The organism is Hydrogenophaga sp. NH-16 (genome assembly GCF_004006415.1).
In the GTDB taxonomy this organism is placed as follows: Bacteria; Pseudomonadota; Gammaproteobacteria; order Burkholderiales; family Burkholderiaceae_C; genus Hydrogenophaga; species Hydrogenophaga pseudoflava.
In genome coordinates, this window is sequence record NZ_CP029344.1 from 3,848,012 (window position 1) to 3,866,555 (window position 18,544).

Consider the following 18,544-nt stretch of genomic DNA (forward strand, 5'->3'; position numbering starts at 1 on the left):
AAGCCCGACGCCGCCGCCTGGATGGCCGCGCGCGGCTGGTCGCCGTTTCCGTTTCAGCGCGAGGTGTGGGACGCGATGGCGCGTGGCGAGAGCGGCCTGCTCCACGCGACCACCGGCGCCGGCAAGACCTACGCCGTGTGGCTGGGTGCGCTGCAGGCGCTGGCCGACGCGGACGCCAAGCGCACACCGCCGCTGACGGTGGTCTGGCTCACGCCCATGCGCGCGCTGGCGGCCGACACGCTGCGGGCCTTGCAAGCGCCACTGCCCGACCTGGCGCCCGCGTGGACGGCTGGCGCACGCAGTGGCGACACATCGAGCAGCGAACGCGCCAAGCAGGCCGAACGCCTGCCCACCGTGCTGGTGACCACGCCCGAGAGCCTGAGCCTGCTGATCGCGCGAGCCGACGCGCAGGAACAGCTGGGCCGCACCGCGCTGGTGGTGGTGGACGAGTGGCACGAGCTGATGGGCAACAAGCGCGGCGTGCAAGCGCAACTGGCCATCGCGCGGCTGAGGCGGTGGAACCCGGCCCTGCGCATCTGGGGCATGTCGGCCACGCTGGGCAACCTGGATGAAGCCATGCACACCCTGCTCGGCCCGCCCGCCGCCGCGACCGGCCGGCTGGTGCGCGGGCAGACCCCCAAGCAACTGACGGTGGACACCCTGCTGCCGCCGCGCGTGGACCGTTTCCCCTGGGGTGGGCACCTGGGCCTGGCGATGCTGCCGACCGTGGTGCACGAGATCGCCAGCAGCGGCAGCACGCTGGTCTTCACCAACACCCGCTCGCAGGCCGAGATCTGGTACCAGGCGCTGCTGGACGCCAAGCCCGAATGGGCGGGCCTGATCGCGCTGCACCACGGCTCGCTGGACCGTGCGGTGCGCGAGTGGGTGGAGGCCGGGCTGAAGGCGGGCGAACTGCGCGCCGTGGTCTGCACCAGCAGCCTGGACCTGGGCGTGGACTTTCTGCCGGTGGAGCGGGTGCTGCAGATCGGGTCGCCCAAGGGCATTGCGCGGCTGCTGCAGCGCGCCGGCCGCTCGGGCCACGCGCCGGGCCGGCCCTCGCGCGTGAGCATTGTGCCCACGCACAGCCTGGAACTGGTCGAAGGCGCGGCCGCGCGCGCCGCGGTGCGGGCCGGGCAGATCGAGGCGCGCGAGACGCCATGCCAGCCGCTGGACGTGCTGGTGCAGCACCTGGTCACGGTCGCGCTCGGCGGTGGCTTCACGCCCGACGAACTGCTGGCCGAAATCCGCAGCACCGCCGCCTACGCCGACCTGCCCGAGGACCACTGGCGCTGGTGCCTGGACTTCGTCTCGCAAGGCGGCGCGTCGCTCGCCGCCTACCCCGACTACCGCCGCGCCGTGCCCGATCAACACGGCGTCTGGCGCGTGCCAGATGCACGCCTCGCACGGCGCCACCGCATGAACATCGGCACCATCGTCAGCGACGCCAGCATGGCAGTGCAGTACGTGGGCGGCAGCAAGATCGGGAACGTGGAAGAGGGCTTTGCGGCGCGCCTGAAACCCGGCGACTGCTTCACCTTCGGCGGGCGATTGCTGGAACTGGTGCGCATCCACGACATGACGGCCTGGGTCAAGCGAGCCACCGGCCGCAAGCCCGCGGTGCCGCGCTGGAACGGCGGCAAGATGCCTCTCTCGACCACCTTGGCCGACGCGGTGGTGGCGCAGCTGGCGCGGGTGCAGGCCGGCGACTTCGACGACCCCGAGTTGCAGGCCGCGCGCCCGCTGCTGGAACTGCAGGCGCAGTGGTCCGCCCTGCCCTCGCCACACACGCTGCTGGCCGAAGTGATGCACTCGCGCGAGGGCACACACCTCTTCCTCTACCCCTTCGCCGGCCGGCACGCGCACCTGGGCCTGGCGAACCTGATCGCCTGGCGCGTGGCGCAGCGCGCGCCCAACACCTTCTCCATCGCGGTCAACGACTACGGCTTCGAGCTGCTGAGCGCGACCGAGATCGACTGGCCGTCGCTGCTGCCCGAACTGCTGAAGGAGCAGTCCGACGACGACGCCTTGCTGAACGAAATCCTGCACAGCCTGAACGCCAGCGAACTCGCGCAACGGCGCTTCCGCGAGATCGCGCGCGTCTCAGGCCTGATCTTCCAGGGCCACCCCGGCGAGAAGCGCAGCAGCCGCCAGCTGCAGGCCTCCAGCAGCCTGTTCTGGGAAGTCTTCCGCAAGTACGACCCCGGCAACCGCCTGCTGCAGCAGGCCGAGGCCGAGCTGCTGGCGCAGGAGCTGGAGATCGGCCGGCTGCGCAGCGCCCTGCACCGCATGGCGCGGCAGACCCTGGTACTCAAGGCGCTGGAACGCGCCACCCCGTTCGCCTTCCCGCTGATGGTCGAGCGCCTGCGCGAGAAGCTGAGCAACGAAAGCGTGGCCGACCGCATCGCGCGCATGCTGGCGCCGCTGGAGAAGGCGGCTGGAGGAGCCGCCGCGAGCGACGCCGATACGGTGCGCGAATCGCTGGCCTTCGGGCGCGAGGGCGCCCCCGAGAAGAAGACCGCAGACGCCCAGCGCGAACGCCGGCCGCACCGGCCCCGGCGCCCGCGCTGAGCGGCGGCGCAAAAGCCCGGGAACTTGATCGCCCGCCGCCCCTCACACCGCCCATGCCCCACACCACCCCCCACCTGATCGAGGCCGACGGCCTCTCCATGCACTACGACCTCGGCCCGCGGCAGGTGACGGTGCTGCGCGACGTGCAGCTGCGCATCGCAGCCGGCACCCGCGTGGCGATCGCCGGCCCCTCGGGCTCGGGCAAGACCTCGCTGCTGTTGCTGCTGTCCGGTCTGGAGCGCCCGGCGGCCGGCAGCATCCGCATCGCCGGCACCGACCTGGCCAGCCTGGACAGCGACGGCCTGGCCGACCTGCGGCGCGAGCGCATCGGCATCGTGTTCCAGAGCTTCCACCTGCTGCCCAGCCTGAGCGCGCTGGACAACGCCGCCCTGCCACTGCAGATGGCGGGGGCCAGCGGCGCGCGCGAGACCGCGGCCGACATGCTGCGCCGCGTCGGCCTGGGCGACCGGCTGTACCACCGGCCGGCGCAACTCTCCGGCGGCGAGCAGCAGCGCGTGGCCATTGCCCGCGCGCTGGTGCACCGCCCGCAGCTGCTGCTGGCCGACGAACCCACCGGCAACCTCGACGACCAGACCGCCGAGTCGGTGCGCGAGCTGCTTTTCAGCCTCAACCGCGAGCTGGGCACCACCCTGGTGCTGGTGACGCACGACCTGGACTTTGCCGCCCGCTGCGACCGCGTGCTGCGCCTGCACGACGGGCAGCTGCACGAAACCCCCGTGACCCGCCAGCCGGAGAGCGCCCATGCCCTTCCTGCTTGACCTGGCCTGGCGCGACCTGCGCGCCAGCGGCCGGCGGCTGTGGATCTTCGTCGCCTGCCTGGTGCTGGGCGTGTCGCTGGTGGCCGCGGGCGGTGGCCTCTACCGCCAGGTGGCCGACGCGCTGCGGCACGACGCGCGCCTGCTGTTCGGCGGCGACGTGGAGGTGGAATCGCCCACGCCGCTGCCGGCCGACGCCCTGGCCTGGATGCAGGCGCGCGGCACGGTCTCGCGCGTGATCGAGCTGCGCACCATGCTGCGCACCGAGGCCGGCCGCGCGCAGCTCATCGAGCTGCTGAGCGCCGACGCCGCCTACCCGCTCTACGGCACGGTGGCGCTGCAGCCGGCCGGCGCGCTGGCCGACACCCTGGCGCAGCAAGACGGCCGCTGGGGTGCGGCCATCGACGCCTCGCTCGCCACGCGCCTGGGCCTCAAGGCCGGCGACCGCATTCACATCGGCGACCTGCCGCTCACCGTGCGCGCGCTGGTGGTGCGCCAGCCCGACCGCAGCCTGCGCGCCGACTGGGGCGCCGCGCCGGTGCTGGTGGCCGAGGGCGCGCTGATGGCCACCGGCCTGGTGCAGCCGCTCAGCCGCGTCGAGTACCGCTACCGCGTGCGCACGCCCGACGCCGCCCCCGCCTGGCGCGACGCCTTCCTCGCCGCCTTCCCGGCGCTGGACGCCGAGGTGCGCAGCTTCGACGAGCGCAGCGACCGCATGGCCGAAGTGCTGGGCCAGATCGGCTCGGGCCTGCTGCTGATCGGCTTCTCGGCCCTGTTCATCGGCGGCCTGGGTGTGTTCAACAGCGTGCAGGCCTACCTGCAGGGCAAGCTCACCGGCCTGGCCACGCTGCGCGCACTGGGCCTGCGCGACCGGCGGCTGGCGGCCTTCGTGCTGCTGCAGATCGGGCTGCTGGCGCTGCTGGCCAGCGCGGTGGGCGTGGCGCTCGGCCTGGGGCTGGCGCTGGCCGGCGCGCAGCTGGCGGCGGACAAGCTGCCGGTGAGCTTCCTGCTGGCCGGCCTGTGGCAGCCGGCGCTGGTGGCCTTGCTGTTCGGCGTGCTGACAGCGCTGGCGTTTTCGCTGCCGGCGCTGGGGCGGGCGCTGTCGGTGTCGCCGGCCGTGCTGTTCCGCGGCACCGAGGGCGCCACGCTGGCGGTGCCGCGCTGGGCGCGTCAGGCCACCGCGGGCGCCGCCGTGCTGACGCTGGCGCTGCTGGTGACCACCCTGCCCGACCCGCGCTTTGGCCTGGCCTTCGTGGCCGCCACCGCCGCCGTGCTGGCGGTGCTCGACATGGCCACGCGCGGCCTGCGCCGCGGGGCCTCGCGGCTGCAGCACCACCGCGCATTGCCCCTGCCGCTGCAACTGGCGCTGGCGGGCCTGCAGCAGCCGCAGTCGCCGCTGCGCACCGCCCTGCTCTCGCTGGGTTCGGCGCTCACGCTGCTGGTGGCCTGCACCCTCGTGGTGGTCACCCTGCTGCGCACCGTGAACGACACCGTGCCCGCGCAGGCGCCGGCCCTGGTGTTCTACGACGTGCAGACCGACCAGATCCCGCTGCTGCGCGAGACGCTGCAGGCCTCGCCCGGCCTGCAGGATGTGAAAACCGCGCCGCTGGTGCTGGGCCGTCTGGTGGCCGTCAACGGCGCGGCGCTGCGCGAAAGCGGTGACACCGAACGCGACCGCGAATCGCGCGACGAGCACAAGCTCAGTGACCGCAGCGGCAACTTCGACGATGTGGTCATCGACCGCGGCGCCTGGTGGCCCGCCGACCACCGCGGCGAGCCCCTGGTGGCGATGGAAGACCGCGAGGCCGACGAGCTGGGCCTGCAGGTCGGCGACCGCCTGCGCTTCGAGATCCTGGGCCAGCCGGTGGAGGCGCAACTGGCCGCCATCTACAGCCAGCGGCGCATGCAGTCGCGCCTGTGGCTCGAAGCCATCTTCAGCGACGGCGTGCTCGACCCTTTCATCACCCGCCACGTGGGCGCGGCCTGGATGCCGGCCGAGCAGACGCTGGACGCGCAGGACCGGCTGGCCGCCGCCGCGCCCAACATCGCCACTGCGCGCACCGAGTCCATGCTGCGCGAAACCCGCGCGCTGATGGGCCGCGCCAGCGGCGGCCTGAGCGTGGTGGCCGGGGTGTGCCTGGCGGCCAGCCTGCTGGTGCTGGCCAGCGTGGTCGCCGCCAGCCGCAGCCGCCAGCTCTACGACGCGACGGTGATGCACGCGCTGGGCGCGCGCCATTCGCTGCTGCGCGGCGTGCTGGTGTGGGAATACGTGCTGCTGGCCAGCGTCACCGCCGGTTTCGCCCTGCTGGCCGGCAGCGCCCTGGCCACCGGCCTGCTGCTGTGGCGGCTGGACATGAGCCCGGCCGGCCTGTACTGGAGCGGCGGCGTGACCGCGCTGGCCGTCAGCGGCCTGAGCATGGCCCTGGGCGCGCGCTACCTGCTGTCGCAGATGCGCCTGAGCCCGGCCATGCTGCTGCGCAGCGGCGGCTGAGGCGGCTGCAAGCTTGAGACGGAGCCCGCACAATGCGGGTCCACCCGCCCCTGCACAGGCCCCGTCGCAAAGGACCGTTCTCACCATGAGCCTCATCGTCCACCACCTGAACAACTCCCGCTCGCAGCGCCTGCTGTGGATGCTCGAAGAGCTGGAGTTGCCCTATGAGATCCGCTTCTACGAACGCGACAAGGCGACCATGCTGGCGCCTCCCGAGCTGAAAAAGGTGCACCCGCTGGGCAAGTCGCCGGTGCTCGAAGACGGCAAGCTCAAGCTGGTGGAAACCGGCGCCATCTGCGAATACCTGGTGGACAAGACCGGCAAGCTGGGCCCGGCCAACCAGGGCGAGGGCCTGCTGCAGTACCGCCAGTTCATGCACTACGCCGAAGGCTCGCTCATGCCCAACCTGCTGCTGATGCTGGCCATGAGCAAGGTGCCGCTGATCGGCGGCATCGCGGTCAAGAAGGTGCAGCCCATGGTGGACGTGCACCTGGACTATGTGGAACAGGTGCTGGCCTCGCGCCCCTGGTTCGCCGGCAAGGCCATGACCGCCGCCGACATCATGATGAGCTTCCCGCTCGAAGCGGCCGTCTCTCGCGCCGGCCTCGGCCCCTCGCGCCCCGCCACCATGGCCTGGTTGAAAAAGATCCACGCGCGCCCAGCGTACAAAACGGCGCTCGAAAAAGGCGGCACCTACGACTACGCATGAGCCCGCACGCCACCGTCCACTGGGCCGGTGAGGCGCTGCACCTGCTGCCCGCGCACGCCATCTGGTGGCCGGCGGGCCAGACCCTGTTCATCGCCGACCTGCACCTGGGCAAGGCCGCCAGCTACCGCGCGCTGGGCCAGCCCGTGCCCGGCGGCACCACGCGCGACAACCTGGCGCGGCTGGACGCACTGATTGAGCAACACCGACCGCAGCGCCTGGTGTGCCTGGGCGACTTCCTGCACGCCGCGTCGGGCCGCACTCCGGCCGTGCTGCAGGCGCTGAGCGACTGGCGCGCGCGTCACCGCGGCGTGGCCATGACCCTGGTGCGTGGCAACCACGACGACCGCGCCGGCGACCCGCCGCCCGAGGCCGGCATCGAGGTGGTGGATGAGCCCTGGCTGCTCGGCCCCTTCGCCTGCTGCCACCACCCGCGACCGGACGGCGACCGCCACCCGACCCACTTCATCCTCGCCGGCCACCTGCACCCGGTGATCCACCTGAGCGGCCGCGCGCGCGACGCGCTGCGCCTGCCCTGCTTCGTGAGCGAACCGGGTCAGGCGGTGCTGCCGGCGTTTGGTGCGTTCACTGGTGGGCATGCGCTGCCCGCGGCGCCAGATCGGCGCTTTTATGCGGTGGGTGGTGATCGGGTCTGGGAAGTGCCGGGGTGTTGATGACTCGGTCGTCTGGCGAGACACACAGCCCGTTCGGGCGTTTGTGCGCTTCTTCCGTGATCGGCTACAGGTGCTGGACGACCTGGGAGCAATACACGACCGTTGAAGGCTGGGTGCAGTCCTTGGACTTGAGGAACTCAGGTCTGCGAGCCGTCACAAGCAGTCATTCACTGAGCAGAGGCTCGGATAGCCGATCGACCACCTGAGCCTGCCGCTCAAAATGCGCTCGGACCGTATAGCCCAGCGCTGGTATCGACGGCGCGACCTCTCATTAGGCGAAGTTGCTGCTGATCACACCACGCAGCCAGACATTGCCCGCGTCCTCGTGAAATCGCTTGTGCCAGTGCATGCGGATCACGCTGGCGGGCAAGTCGAACGGAAGCTTCAGCAGCTTGAATTGGCCATGACGTGCAAAAGCGTCTGCCAGTTGCCCAGGGATCACCGCGAGGTGGTCGCCCGCGTCCAGCAGCGGTGGCAGCATCAGGTACGAAGGCATCTCCAGCACCCGCTCACGTGTCAGTCCTTGCTGTGCCAGGGTCTCGTCAATCCGGTCCTGAATGCCCGAGGCCAGCCGCACTACCGCCTGCGGGCAGCGCGCGAAGGCCTGGACGCTCAACCGTTTGCCGGCCAGCGGGTGGCCGATACGGACCATGGCCACATACTTGCGTTCGAACAGGCGGCGTTGGTACAGCGTGTCCGGCAGATCGGGGTAAGCGCCCAGCGCCACGTCAATCTCTGCACTCTCCAGCGCGCTGGCGATCAACGGCTGCGTCACCACCCGCATGCGCAGGCGAACCGAAGGCGCTTGCTGCGCGACGGCACTGACAATGCGCGGCCAGAGCACATAGCTGCCGACATCCGACAGGCCCAGGGTGAAGGTCCGCTCAGAATCTGCCGCCACAAAGCCGCTGGCCGATAGCACCTCGTCGCGCAGCTTGTCGAGGATGGTGTTCACCGGTTCGGCCAGTTGGCTGGCACGAGGAGTGGGCAACATGCCGCGCCCCGTGCGCACGAACAGCTGGTCGCCCAGCGTGTCGCGCAGCCGACCCAGCGCTGTGCTCACCGCCGACTGGCTCATGTCCAGCTCGCGCGCAGCCAGCGTCACGCTGCGGTGGCGCAGCAGCGCGTCCAGAACGGGCAGCAGGTTGAGATCGACCGACTTGATATCCATGAGGCCGAATTTGATTATTGGTGTTATCTGCTTTTCAGAACATGGGGGTGGCCCTAGTCTTGCACCCAGACCGCCACATCGAGCGGACCCACTGGAGACTGAAATGCCCATGAACCGCCGCCGCCTCGTCCACACGCTGGCTGCCACCACCCTGTCTTTTTCGGCTGTCCTGCCATGGTCGGCTCACGCACAGGCATGGCCCGACAAACCGGTGAGGATAGTCGTGAGCGCGGCGCCCGGCAGCGCGCCGGACATCATTGCCCGCCTGATTGGCGAACAGCTCGGCGCGATGTGGGGCAAGGGTGTGGTCGTCGACAACCGCCCAGGCGCTGGCGGAAACATTGGCGCCCAGACCGCAGCCCGCTCTGCGCCCGACGGCTACACGCTGTGGTTCGCGCATGCCACGCCCGTGGTGATGAACCAGTTCCTGTTCAAGGCGCCGGGCTTCGACGCGGACAAGGACTTTGACCCGGTGGTGCGCGTGGGCGTGAACCCGATGATGGTGGCCGTGAATCCTGCCGTGCCGGTCAAGGATCTCAAGGAGTTGGTGACTTACGCAAAAGCCCGTCCCGGCAAGGTGTCGTTCGCCACCTCTGGGGCCAAGAACATTCCCCATCTGGTGGGCGAGACCCTCAATCAGGTGGCGCAAATCGACATGCTGAACATCCCCTACAAGGGTAGCCAGCAGGCCGCGACAGACACCATCGCTGGCCGCACCGAGGTCTACATCGACGCCGTGCCGCCGATGGCGCCATTGATCGGAGCAGCCGATGCACGCCTGCGACCGATCGCGGTCACCACAGCACGGCGCATTCCCGGGCACGAAGAGGTGCCCACGGCCAAGGAACAGGGGGTCGATCTGGTCATGCAGGGCTGGATGGCATTCATGGCGCCCGCCGGCATGCCGGTCGCCATCGTCGAGCGTGTGGCCAAGGACACCAACACGGTGCTTGCCCGACCTGAAATCGTGGCGAAGCTCCGCACCCTGGGCACCTTTGAGCTGGGTGGAACGACAGCCGCTCTGGACGGGTTCATCAAGGAAGAGCGTGCCAAGTGGGCCAAGGTCGTGCAAGCGGCCAAGATCGAGCGCGAATGACCATGGCCCCGACACGGATCGACACCCACCACCACATCGTCCCGCCGTTCTACGCAGCCTGGCTGCAGCGCCACGGCATCCAGGCCGCTGGTGGCCGCCTGTTGCCCGAATGGAGCGCCGAAGGCGCGCTGGATCTGATGGCCGCCGCTTCTGTTGCCACCGGCATCCTGTCCGTCTCCACCCCGGGGGTGCATTTGGGCGACGACGGCGAGGCACGCGAGAAGGCGCGCGAGGTCAACGAATTCATGTCATCGGTGGTGCGTAGCCACCCGTCGGGTATCTTCGGCTTCTTCGCTGTGCTGCCGCTGCCCGACGTGGCCGGTGCCATTGCCGAGGCGCGCCACGCGCTGGACGTGCTGGGCGCTGATGGCGTGATGCTGCTGGCCAGCGTGCGCGGCACCTACCTGGGCGACCCCGCCTGGGCGCCGCTGATGGACGAGCTGGGCCGGCGCGGCACGGTGGTGTTCGTGCACCCCTCCGAGTTGCAGGCGCCCGAGGTGCCCGGCATCCCGCCCTTCGCTGCCGATTTCCTGCTCGACACCACGCGCGCCGCCATTCATCTGGCTCAGTCGGGCGTGCTGGAGCGCTACCCGAACATGAAGATCGTGCTCTCACATGCGGGCGGCTTTTTGCCGTATGCGGCGGAGCGCGTGGCGAGGATCTGTTCACCCGACGGATCGAACGAGGCCGGTATCGCGCGGCTGCGCCGCTTTTGGTTCGACACCGCACTCTCCAGCAGCCCATATGCGCTGCCGTCGCTGCTGGCCTTCGCCGACCCCGGCCAGATCACTTTTGGCAGCGACTGGCCTTTTGCGCCCAAAGAGCGCAGCCTGCACTTCGCGGCGTTGCTGGACGGCTACCCCGTGACGGACGCCCAGCGCCACGCCATCCACCGCGGCAATGCCGAGCGATTGTTTCCTCGGCTGCGGCGCAGCGAGTGAAATGAGATTCAAGGCTGCAAAGTACCTCAGGAATAGCTGCGGTACGTTTTGAAGCAGTCTCGATCAACTGTTGATATGAAGAGTGAATGGCAGCGAACCATCGTTGAGAAGTCAGTGGGGTTTGGATGCGAACTACCGCACCCGCTGCAAAGCGCCACCTGTTCGGACCTGCACAGCAGCCTGCAGGCCATTCGGCCCCACCGTTTCATGCACGAATAAACCAAGCTCGACAGGCCGCGCCTCGCGCAGTGGCCATGTGGTTGCCCACCAGGCGACTGATCCCCCGCGACACAGCACCAACCACCGCGCGCCCCACAATGGCCCCTCTGTTTGCCGGAGCCCCGCCATGAACCTGCACACCCCCAACCCCTACGCCAGCACCCGCCTGCCGCTGTTCGCGCGCAACGTCGTCAGCACCTCGCACCCGCTGGCCGCGCAGGCCGGGCTGCGCATGCTGCTGCAAGGCGGCAACGCGGTGGACGCGGCCATCGCCACGGCGGCGGCGCTGACCATCACCGAGCCGGTGAGCAACGGCCTGGGCTCGGACGCGTTCTGCATCCTCTGGGACGGGCAGCAGCTGCACGGCCTGAACGCCAGCGGCACCGCGCCCATGGCCTGGACGCCCGGCTACTTCCACGGCAAGTACGGCGCCGATGCGCTGACGCCGCCCAAGCGCGGGCTCGATTCGGTGACGGTGCCCGGCGCGGTGGCGGGCTGGGTGGCGCTGAGCGAGCGCTTCGGCAAGCTGCCCTTTGCCGACCTGATGGCGCCCGCCATCGAGCTGGCCGAGCGCGGCTATGCGGTGCCGGTGGTGGTGCAGCAGAAGTGGGCGGCGGCCACGCCCGAGCTGCAGTCGCTGCCGGGCTTCGCGCAGGCTTTCCTGCCCTGGGGCCGTGCGCCGCAGGTGGGCGAGCTGTTCCGTTTTCCGGCTGCGGCCCAGGGCCTGCGCGCGATTGCCGAATCCAAGGGCGAGGCCTTCTACCGCGGCCCCATCGCGCAGGCGCTGGCGCGCTTTGCGGCACAACACGGCGGCGCGCTGACCGAGGCCGACCTGGCGGCCTACCGACCCGAGTGGGTGACGCCCATCGCGCAGGACTACCGCGGCCACACGCTGCACGAGATCCCGCCCAACGGCCAGGGCATCGCGGCGCTGATCGCGCTGGGCATCCTCTCGAACTTCGACGTGGCGGCCATGAAGGTCGACAGCGTGGCCGCGCAGCACCTGCAGATCGAAGCCATGAAGCTGGCCTTCGCCGACGTGTACCGCTTCGTCGCCGAGCCGGGCGCGATGGACCTGAGCCCCGCGCAGATGCTGGACCCGGCCTACCTGAAGCAGCGCGCGGCGCTGATCGACATGACGAAGGCGCAGGACTTCGGCGCCGGCAACCCGGCCAAGGGCGGCACGGTGTACCTGACCGCCGCCGACGAGCGCGGGATGATGGTCAGCTTCATCCAGAGCAACTACATGGGCTTCGGCTCGGGCGCGGTAGAACCGCAGTTCGGCATCAGCCTGCAGAACCGCGGCCACGGCTTCAACCTGAACACCGGCCCGGGCCGCAACACCGCCAACCTGGTGGCGCCGGGCAAACGGCCCTTCCACACCATCATCCCGGCCTTCCTCACGAAGGATGGCCATCCGGTGATGAGCTACGGCGTGATGGGCGCCAACATGCAACCGCAGGGCCACATGCAGACCCTGGTGCGCCTGCTGGACCACGGCCAGGGCCTGCAGGCTGCGTGCGACGCGCCGCGCTGGCGCTTCGACGCGGGGCTGCACATCAATGTGGAGTCGGCGATGGACCGGGCCACGGTTCAGGGCCTCAAGGACCTGGGCCACCAGACCCGGCTGATCGACGACCCCTACCAGGACTTCGGCGCCGGCCAGTTCATCTGGCGCCTGGGCGACCCGGGCAGCGAGGGCTATGTGGCCGCCAGCGACCCCCGGCGCGACGGTGCGGCCGTGGGGTTCTGAGGCGACAGACGGCTTCGGCGCTTCTCTACAATCGCGCCCTTTTGCCCGAGGGAGCGCGCACCGTGAACATCGTCGTCCTGGAAGAACTCAAGGCCTACATCGAACCGCTGACGCCCGACGAACACGACGCGCTGGAGCGCAGCCTGCTGGCCGAGGGTTGCCGCGACGCGCTGGTGCTTTGGGGCGACATCTTGGTGGACGGCCACAACCGCTACGGCATCTGCACCAAGCACGGTCTGCCGTTCCAGACCGTGCAGAACCCGCGCTTCCAGAGCATGGAAGACGTGCACCTGTGGATGATCGACCAGCACCTGGGACGGCGCAGCCTGTCGGACTTCCAGCGCGGCGTGCTGGCGCTGCGCAAGCGCGAGATCGTTGCCGAGCGGCGCTCGCGCGCCAAGGCCCAAGCGGACCAGGCCTCCGCGCCGGTGCCTGAAGCGCCGACCGGCGACGCCCCATGGGAAGGCGAGGCGCCCGCCGCCGCGCTGGCCGCCGTGCTCGAACCCAAACCGCTGCAGAGCCGCGAGGACATCGCGCGCGCCGCGCGCCTGAGCGCTTCGCAGGTCGGCATGATCGAAAAGATCCAGAAGCAGGCCGCGCCCGAGGTGGTGGCCGCCGTGCGGGCCGGTGACATTTCGCTCAACGCCGCCGCCGTGGTCGCCACCCTGCCGGAGGAAGAACAGCGCGCCGCCGCGGCCGCCGGCAAGGACGAGCTGAAGCAGGCCGCCAAGCGCGTGCGCGAATCGCGCCGCAAACCGCGCGAAGAGAGTGCCGAGAACGCCGGCAACGCTGCACCCGAAGCCTCACCCGCCAGCGACGAGGTGAGCACCCTGCGCCAGCGCATCGCACAGCTCGAAGCCGAGAACGCCGAACTGCGCCAGCAGGTGCAGATGCTCAGCGCGCAGCTGGTCTGACCCGGCCGCCGCGCGGGGCGCGTGCAGGACAATCGCACCGCCCGCACGACCGCGCCATGAACACGCTGCCCACACCCGCCACCCGCCCGCCCCATTGCTCGCACGGCCACGCCTTCGACAGCGGCAACCCCGCCGCCGAGCGCGGCACGCGCCTGGTGATGTGGCTGACGCTGGGCACCATGGTGGTGGAGATCGCTGCCGGCTGGTGGTTCAACTCCATGGCGCTGCTGGCCGACGGCTGGCACATGAGTTCGCACGCGGTGGCCATCGGCCTCTCGGCCCTGGCCTACGCCATGGCGCGGCGCCTGGCGGCCGACCCGCGCTTTGCCTTCGGCACCTGGAAGATCGAGGTGCTGGCCGGGTTTTCGAGCGCGCTGTTCCTGCTGGGCGTGGCAGCGCTGATGGTGGTGGGCTCGGTGGAGCGCCTGCTGGACCCGCAGCCGATCCGCTATGTCGAGGCGATGGCGGTGGGCGTGCTCGGGCTGGTGGTGAACCTGGCCAGCGCCTTCATCCTCGGCGGCGCGCACCACGGCCATGACCATGGACACGATCACGGGCACGCACATGGGCATCACGAACACCACGAGGACCACGACGGTCCCGGCCACCACGAAGACCTGAACCTGCGCGCCGCCTACCTGCACGTGATCGCCGACGCCGCCACTTCGGTGCTGGCCATCCTGGCGCTGGCCGGGGGCTGGTGGCTGGGCTGGAGCTGGCTGGACCCGGTGATGGGCGTGGTGGGCGCGGTGCTGGTGGCGCTGTGGGCCAGGGGTCTGATCGCCGAGACCGGCAAGGTGCTGCTGGACCGCGAGATGGACCACCCGGTGGTGGGCGAGATCCGCGAGGTGATCACCGAACACGCGGCCGCCCACGGCCTGCGCCTGACCGACCTGCACGTCTGGCGCGTGGGCCGCGGCGCCTGGGCCTGCGCCCTGACCCTGGTCACGCACGACCCGGCGCTGACCGCCAATGCCGTGCGCCAGTGGCTGTCGGTGCACGAAGAAATCGTGCACGTCACCGTCGAACTGCAAAGGGCCTGAGGCCCCGGCCCTCAGGCCGTCGGCTGAAGGAACACGCGCGCCTTGCGCGGCGAGACCACCAGGGTCTCGCCTTCCTGGAAGCCCAGCTCGCGGAACTGCTGCGCCGGAATCTGCGCCTCGATCAGCGGGTCGTGGCCGTCGCGCGGCGCGGCGTCCACCGGCATGAGTTCGAGCCGCGCGATGGGGCCGACCACGATGGCGCGGTCGAGCCGGGCCACGATGCCATGCGGGCGCCCCGCGGCATCGACCTCGCCACCGGCCTGGTAGCGGTGCACGTCCAGGTCGTGCGGGCGCACGTAGGCGAAGGCCTGGGCGTTCTGGGCGCCGGCGTGTTCGGGCGTCTGGATGGCCACGCCGTCCAGGTGCAGCAGGCCTTCGTGCGCGCGGCCGTGGAACAGGTTCACGTCGCCCAGGAAGCCGTAGACAAACGGGCTGGCCGGGTGGTCCCACACGTCCTGCGGCGACCCCACCTGCTCCACCACGCCCTGGTTCATCAGCACCACGCGGTCGGCCACTTCCAGGGCCTCTTCCTGGTCGTGCGTGACGAAGATGCTGGTCACGTGCAGCTCGTCGTGCAGGCGGCGCAGCCACCTTCTCAACTCTTTGCGCACTTTGGCGTCCAGCGCGCCGAAGGGCTCGTCGAGCAGCAGCACCTTGGGTTCCACCGCGAGCGCACGCGCCAGGGCGATGCGCTGGCGCTGGCCGCCGGAGAGCTGGGACGGGTAGCGGTCGGCGATCCAGTCCAGCTGCACCAGCTTGAGCAGGTCGGTCACTTTCTTCCTGATCTGCGCCTCGCTCGGGCGCTCGCCGCGCGGCTTGACGCGCAGGCCGAAGGCCACGTTCTCGAACACCGTCATGTGGCGGAACAGCGCGTAGTGCTGGAACACGAAGCCCACGTTGCGATCACGCACGTGCACGTCGGTGGTGTCTTCGCCGCTGAAGTGGATGCTGCCGGTGTCCGGCGTTTCCAGGCCGGCGATGATGCGCAGCAGCGTGGTCTTGCCGCAGCCCGAGGGGCCCAGCAGGGCCAGCAGTTCGCCGGAGTCGATGTCGAGGTTGACGTTCTTCAGCGCGTGGAAGTTGCCGAAGTGCTTGTTGACGTCGCGGATCTGGATGCTCATGGTTTCGTCCTCGTTCGGGTCAGGCGGCGGTGGCCACGGGGGCCGGCGCGGCGCGCGCGTGCGGGTTCTCGGGCGGCAGTTCGGCAATCGCCTTCATCTCGCGTTCGTGGCGCCACTCCACCACGCTCTTGATCACCAGCGTGACCAGGGCCAGCAGGGCCAGCAGCGAGGCGACGGCAAACGCGGCCACCGACTGGTACTCGTTGTAGAGCACCTCGATGTGCAGCGGCATGGTGTTGGTCTGGCCGCGGATGTGGCCCGAGACCACCGACACCGCGCCGAACTCGCCCATGGCGCGCGCGTTGCACAGGATCACGCCGTAGATCAGGCCCCACTTGATGTTGGGCAGGGTCACGTACCAGAAGGTCTGCCAGCCGGTGGCGCCCAGCACGATGGCGGCCTGCTCCTCGTCGTTGCCCTGGGCCTGCATCAGCGGGATCAGCTCGCGCGCGATGAAGGGGAAGGTGACGAAGATGGTGGCCAGGATGATGCCGGGCACGGCGAACACGATCTTGATGTCGTGCTCCATCAGCCAGGGGCCGAGCCAGCCCTGCGCGCCGAACACCAGCACGTAGATCAGGCCGGCCACCACGGGCGAGACCGAGAACGGCAGGTCGATCAGCGTGGTGAGGAAGGACTTGCCACGGAACTCGTACTTGGCAATCGCCCAGGCGGCCGCGATGCCGAACGCCAGGTTCAGTGGCACGGCCACGGCGGCGGTCAGCAGCGTGAGGCGGATGGCCGCCCAGGCGTCGGGTTCCTTGAGCGCTTCCCAGTAGGCGTCCCAGCCCTTGCGCAAAGCTTCGGTGAACACCGCCGCCAGCGGCAGCACGAGAAAGAGGAACATGAAGACCAGCGCGATGCCGGTGAGCAGGTAGCGAACCCATGGCGCTTCGGTGGTGCCGCGCTGGGCGCTGCGGATGTTGTTCTGGCCACTCATTGCGAATTCCCCGCGGAGCGCTTGCGCTGCCAGCCCTGCAGGCCGTTGATGACCAGCAGCAGGATGAAGGAGATCACCAGCATCACCGTGGCCACCGCGGTGGCACCGGCGTAGTCGTACTGCTCCAGCTTGCCGATGATGATCAGCGGCGTGATCTCGGAGACCATGGGCATGTTGCCGGCAATGAAGATGACCGAGCCGTACTCACCCACGGCGCGCGCGAAGGCCATGGCAAAGCCGGTCAGCAGCGCGGGCGCGATGCTGGGGAAGATCACGCGGCTGAAGGTCTGCCAGCGCGTGGCGCCCAGGCAGGTGGCGGCTTCTTCCAGTTCCTTCTCGGCGTCTTCCAGCACCGGCTGCACCGTGCGCACCACGAAGGGCAGGCCGATGAAGATCAGCGCGATCACCACGCCGTTGGGGTTGAAGGCGAGCTGGATGCCATGCGGCTCGAAGTACTGGCCGATCCAGCCGTTGCCGGCCAGCAGCGCAGTCAGCGAAATGCCGGCCACGGCGGTGGGCAGCGCGAACGGCAGGTCCACCAGCGCATCCACGATCTTCTTGCCCGGGAACGGGTAGCGCACCAGCACCCAGGCCACCAGCAAGCCGAACACCACGTTCACACAGGCCGCGATGAACGAGGCGCCGAAGGTCAGGCGGTAGGAGGCCAGCACGCGCGGCGAGGTGACCGCCTCCCAGAACTGCGGCCAGGTCAGGGTGAGGGTCTTGAACACCAGGGCCGAGAGCGGGATCAGCACGATCAGGCTCAGGTACAGCACCGTGATGCCCAGCGTGAGGTTGAAGCCTGGCAGCACGCGCGCGCTGCGGCGAGGACCGGAAGAAGGAGCCGTCCCGGCGGACAGCGTGGCAGTGGTCATGACGAGAGCAAAAAAAAGCGATACGGGAGAGGTGTCGCGATCCAGGGGTGCGGTGGAACCGGCTCCGCCGGGCCACTCGCACCGTCCCCCTGCCCAGCGCCGCGCAGCGGCGCGCCAGAGCGGGGGGAAGCCGCGTCAGCGGCGCAGGGGGGTGTCCTTATTTACCCGCGGTGTACAGCTTGTCGAACTGGCCGCCGTCGTTGAAGTGCACTTTCTGCGCCTCACCCAGCGAGCCGAAGTACTGCTCGACGGTGAAGAACTTGATCGGCTTGAACGCGGCGGCGTATTTCTTCAGCACCGCCTCGTTGCGCGGGCGGATGTTGTGCCTGGCGGCGATCTCCTGGCCTTCGGGCGAGTACAGGAAGTCGAGGTAGGCCTTGGCGTCGGCGGCCGTGCCCTTCTTGGCCACGGTGCGCTCGACGATGGCCACCGGGTTCTCGGCCACGATGGACGCGCTGGGGTGGATGGCATCGACCTTGCCTTTGCCGAATTCGTTGTCCACCGACACGACTTCGGACTCAAACGTCACCAGCACGTCGCCGATGTTGCGCTGCAGGAAGATGCCCGTCGCGTCGCGGCCGCCACGCGCCAGCACCGGCACGTTCTTGTAGAGCTTGCTCACGAACTCGGCGGCCTGCGCGTCGGTGCCGCCCTTGGCGCGCACCTGGCCCCAGGCGGCCAGGTAGGCCATGCGGCCATTGCCACCGGTCTTGGGGTTGACCACCACCACCTGCACGCCGGGCTTGATCAGGTCGTCCCAGTCCTTGATGCCCTTGGGGTTGCCCTGGCGCACCAGGAACAGCATGGTCGAGGTGGTGGGCGCTGCGCCGTTGGGGAATTTCTGGCGCCAGTCCTTGGCGACCACGCCCTTCTCGGCCAGGAAATCGACGTCGGTGGTGGTGTTGAAGGTCACCACGTCGGCCTCCAGGCCGTCGGCCACGGCACGGGCCTGGGCACTCGAACCGGCGTGCGACTGGTCGACCTTGATGTCCTTGCCGGTGGTCTTCTTGTGCTGGGCGACGAAAGCGTTGTTCAGGTCCTTGTAGAACTCGCGCGCCACGTCGTAGGAGACGTTGAGCAGCGTGGTCTGGGCGGAAGCGGCGGTGGCGGCGGCGAAAGCGATGGCGCCGAGGGCGAGCTTGAAAGTGTTTTTCATGGAAATCGGGCTCCGATAGAGGGAATGCATGGCATTCTGAAACTGTGTCGTTCTAAATCAAACGACTTTGTTTTTGTTTTCTTATATGAATACAGAATAA

15 protein-coding genes are annotated in these 18,544 nt (G+C 69.5%); 10 read left to right on the forward strand and 5 right to left on the reverse strand.

The genetic code is table 11. From position 1 onward, the window contains the following. Nucleotides 1-21: 21 nt before the first annotated feature. The 5 genes from DD542_RS18560 to pdeM all read left to right on the forward strand — a co-directional run bounded on the left by DD542_RS18560 (nucleotide 22) and on the right by pdeM (nucleotide 7,215). Complete coding sequence (locus DD542_RS18560) at nucleotides 22-2,568, forward strand: ligase-associated DNA damage response DEXH box helicase (protein ID WP_127807439.1); 2,547 nt, start codon at nucleotides 22-24, stop codon at nucleotides 2,566-2,568. Between the two features lie 53 nt (nucleotides 2,569-2,621). After that, nucleotides 2,622-3,347 (forward strand): ABC transporter ATP-binding protein, encoded by a 726-nt coding sequence (locus DD542_RS18565; RefSeq protein WP_127806661.1) that lies wholly within the window; start codon nucleotides 2,622-2,624, stop codon nucleotides 3,345-3,347. Then, nucleotides 3,331-5,835 (forward strand): FtsX-like permease family protein, encoded by a 2,505-nt coding sequence (locus tag DD542_RS18570; protein WP_127806662.1) that lies wholly within the window; start codon nucleotides 3,331-3,333, stop codon nucleotides 5,833-5,835. Before DD542_RS18565 ends, DD542_RS18570 begins: the two co-directional genes overlap by 17 nt. Before the next feature lie 85 nt (nucleotides 5,836-5,920). Further along, on the forward strand, nucleotides 5,921-6,544 hold the full coding sequence (locus tag DD542_RS18575) for a glutathione S-transferase (RefSeq protein ID WP_066150235.1): 624 nt from the start codon (nucleotides 5,921-5,923) through the stop codon (nucleotides 6,542-6,544). Further along, nucleotides 6,541-7,215 carry a ligase-associated DNA damage response endonuclease PdeM gene (gene pdeM / locus DD542_RS18580; RefSeq protein WP_127806663.1) on the forward strand — a complete coding sequence of 225 codons (675 nt, stop codon included), beginning with the start codon at nucleotides 6,541-6,543 and terminating at the stop codon, nucleotides 7,213-7,215. The genes DD542_RS18575 and pdeM overlap by 4 nt, the downstream gene beginning before the upstream one ends. Nucleotides 7,216-7,486: 271 nt before the next feature. On the opposite strand, the gene DD542_RS18585 is transcribed toward pdeM, so the two are convergent. Beyond that, on the reverse strand, nucleotides 7,487-8,386 hold the full coding sequence (locus DD542_RS18585) for a LysR family transcriptional regulator (protein ID WP_164868432.1): 900 nt from the start codon (nucleotides 8,384-8,386) through the stop codon (nucleotides 7,487-7,489). A 109-nt stretch (nucleotides 8,387-8,495) separates the two neighbouring features. Between DD542_RS18585 and DD542_RS18590 the strand changes: the two genes are divergently transcribed. The 5 genes from DD542_RS18590 (at nucleotide 8,496) to dmeF (ending at nucleotide 14,352) form a co-directional block, all read left to right on the forward strand. Then, nucleotides 8,496-9,482, forward strand: a complete 987-nt coding sequence (locus DD542_RS18590; RefSeq protein WP_164868433.1) for a tripartite tricarboxylate transporter substrate binding protein — start codon at nucleotides 8,496-8,498, stop codon at nucleotides 9,480-9,482. Nucleotides 9,483-9,484: 2 nt separating this feature from the next. Continuing rightward, a complete protein-coding gene (locus DD542_RS18595; RefSeq protein WP_241559590.1) occupies nucleotides 9,485-10,423 on the forward strand; it encodes an amidohydrolase family protein in 939 nt (312 codons plus the stop codon). Nucleotides 10,424-10,769: 346 nt separating this feature from the next. Continuing rightward, the gene (locus tag DD542_RS18600) at nucleotides 10,770-12,395 is read left to right on the forward strand and encodes a gamma-glutamyltransferase family protein (protein WP_127806667.1); all 1,626 of its coding nucleotides are present in this window, start codon (nucleotides 10,770-10,772) and stop codon (nucleotides 12,393-12,395) included. A gap of 62 nt (nucleotides 12,396-12,457) precedes the next feature. Beyond that, nucleotides 12,458-13,309, forward strand: coding sequence for a plasmid replication/partition related protein (locus tag DD542_RS18605; RefSeq protein ID WP_127806668.1), 852 nt, complete (start codon nucleotides 12,458-12,460; stop codon nucleotides 13,307-13,309). A 56-nt stretch (nucleotides 13,310-13,365) separates the two neighbouring features. Then, on the forward strand, nucleotides 13,366-14,352 hold the full coding sequence (dmeF, locus tag DD542_RS18610) for a CDF family Co(II)/Ni(II) efflux transporter DmeF (protein WP_127806669.1): 987 nt from the start codon (nucleotides 13,366-13,368) through the stop codon (nucleotides 14,350-14,352). Nucleotides 14,353-14,363: 11 nt separating this feature from the next. On the opposite strand, the gene DD542_RS18615 is transcribed toward dmeF, so the two are convergent. The 4 genes from DD542_RS18615 to DD542_RS18630 form a co-directional block, all read right to left on the reverse strand. Beyond that, nucleotides 14,364-15,473: a sulfate ABC transporter ATP-binding protein gene (locus DD542_RS18615; protein WP_127806670.1), complete on the reverse strand. Its 1,110-nt coding sequence runs from the start codon at nucleotides 15,471-15,473 to the stop codon at nucleotides 14,364-14,366. A 19-nt stretch (nucleotides 15,474-15,492) separates the two neighbouring features. Then, on the reverse strand, nucleotides 15,493-16,413 hold the full coding sequence (cysW, locus tag DD542_RS18620; protein ID WP_127806671.1) for a sulfate ABC transporter permease subunit CysW: 921 nt from the start codon (nucleotides 16,411-16,413) through the stop codon (nucleotides 15,493-15,495). Beyond that, entirely contained in the window at nucleotides 16,410-17,288 is an 879-nt protein-coding gene (gene cysT, locus DD542_RS18625; RefSeq protein WP_127806672.1) for a sulfate ABC transporter permease subunit CysT, read from the reverse strand. The genes cysW and cysT overlap by 4 nt, the downstream gene beginning before the upstream one ends. A gap of 157 nt (nucleotides 17,289-17,445) precedes the next feature. After that, nucleotides 17,446-18,444: a sulfate ABC transporter substrate-binding protein gene (locus DD542_RS18630; RefSeq protein WP_127806673.1), complete on the reverse strand. Its 999-nt coding sequence runs from the start codon at nucleotides 18,442-18,444 to the stop codon at nucleotides 17,446-17,448. Nucleotides 18,445-18,544: the final 100 nt, after the last annotated feature.

Excerpts from the sequence above, each read along its gene's own strand:
- DD542_RS18590 (WP_164868433.1), top strand. The coding sequence starts at position 8,496 with ATGAACCGCCGCCGCCTCGTCCACACGCTGGCTGCCACCACCCTGTCT.
- DD542_RS18570 (WP_127806662.1), top strand. The coding sequence starts at position 3,331 with ATGCCCTTCCTGCTTGACCTGGCCTGGCGCGACCTGCGCGCCAGCGGC.
- DD542_RS18575 (WP_066150235.1), top strand. The coding sequence starts at position 5,921 with ATGAGCCTCATCGTCCACCACCTGAACAACTCCCGCTCGCAGCGCCTG.
- DD542_RS18630 (WP_127806673.1), bottom strand. The coding sequence starts at position 18,444 with ATGAAAAACACTTTCAAGCTCGCCCTCGGCGCCATCGCTTTCGCCGCC.
- DD542_RS18600 (WP_127806667.1), top strand. The coding sequence starts at position 10,770 with ATGAACCTGCACACCCCCAACCCCTACGCCAGCACCCGCCTGCCGCTG.
- DD542_RS18595 (WP_241559590.1), top strand. The coding sequence starts at position 9,485 with ATGGCCCCGACACGGATCGACACCCACCACCACATCGTCCCGCCGTTC.
- DD542_RS18585 (WP_164868432.1), bottom strand. The coding sequence starts at position 8,386 with ATGGATATCAAGTCGGTCGATCTCAACCTGCTGCCCGTTCTGGACGCG.
- cysT (WP_127806672.1), bottom strand. The coding sequence starts at position 17,288 with ATGACCACTGCCACGCTGTCCGCCGGGACGGCTCCTTCTTCCGGTCCT.
- DD542_RS18560 (WP_127807439.1), top strand. The coding sequence starts at position 22 with ATGGCCGCGCGCGGCTGGTCGCCGTTTCCGTTTCAGCGCGAGGTGTGG.
- pdeM (WP_127806663.1), top strand. The coding sequence starts at position 6,541 with ATGAGCCCGCACGCCACCGTCCACTGGGCCGGTGAGGCGCTGCACCTG.
- DD542_RS18565 (WP_127806661.1), top strand. The coding sequence starts at position 2,622 with ATGCCCCACACCACCCCCCACCTGATCGAGGCCGACGGCCTCTCCATG.
- DD542_RS18615 (WP_127806670.1), bottom strand. The coding sequence starts at position 15,473 with ATGAGCATCCAGATCCGCGACGTCAACAAGCACTTCGGCAACTTCCAC.
- cysW (WP_127806671.1), bottom strand. The coding sequence starts at position 16,413 with ATGAGTGGCCAGAACAACATCCGCAGCGCCCAGCGCGGCACCACCGAA.
- dmeF (WP_127806669.1), top strand. The coding sequence starts at position 13,366 with ATGAACACGCTGCCCACACCCGCCACCCGCCCGCCCCATTGCTCGCAC.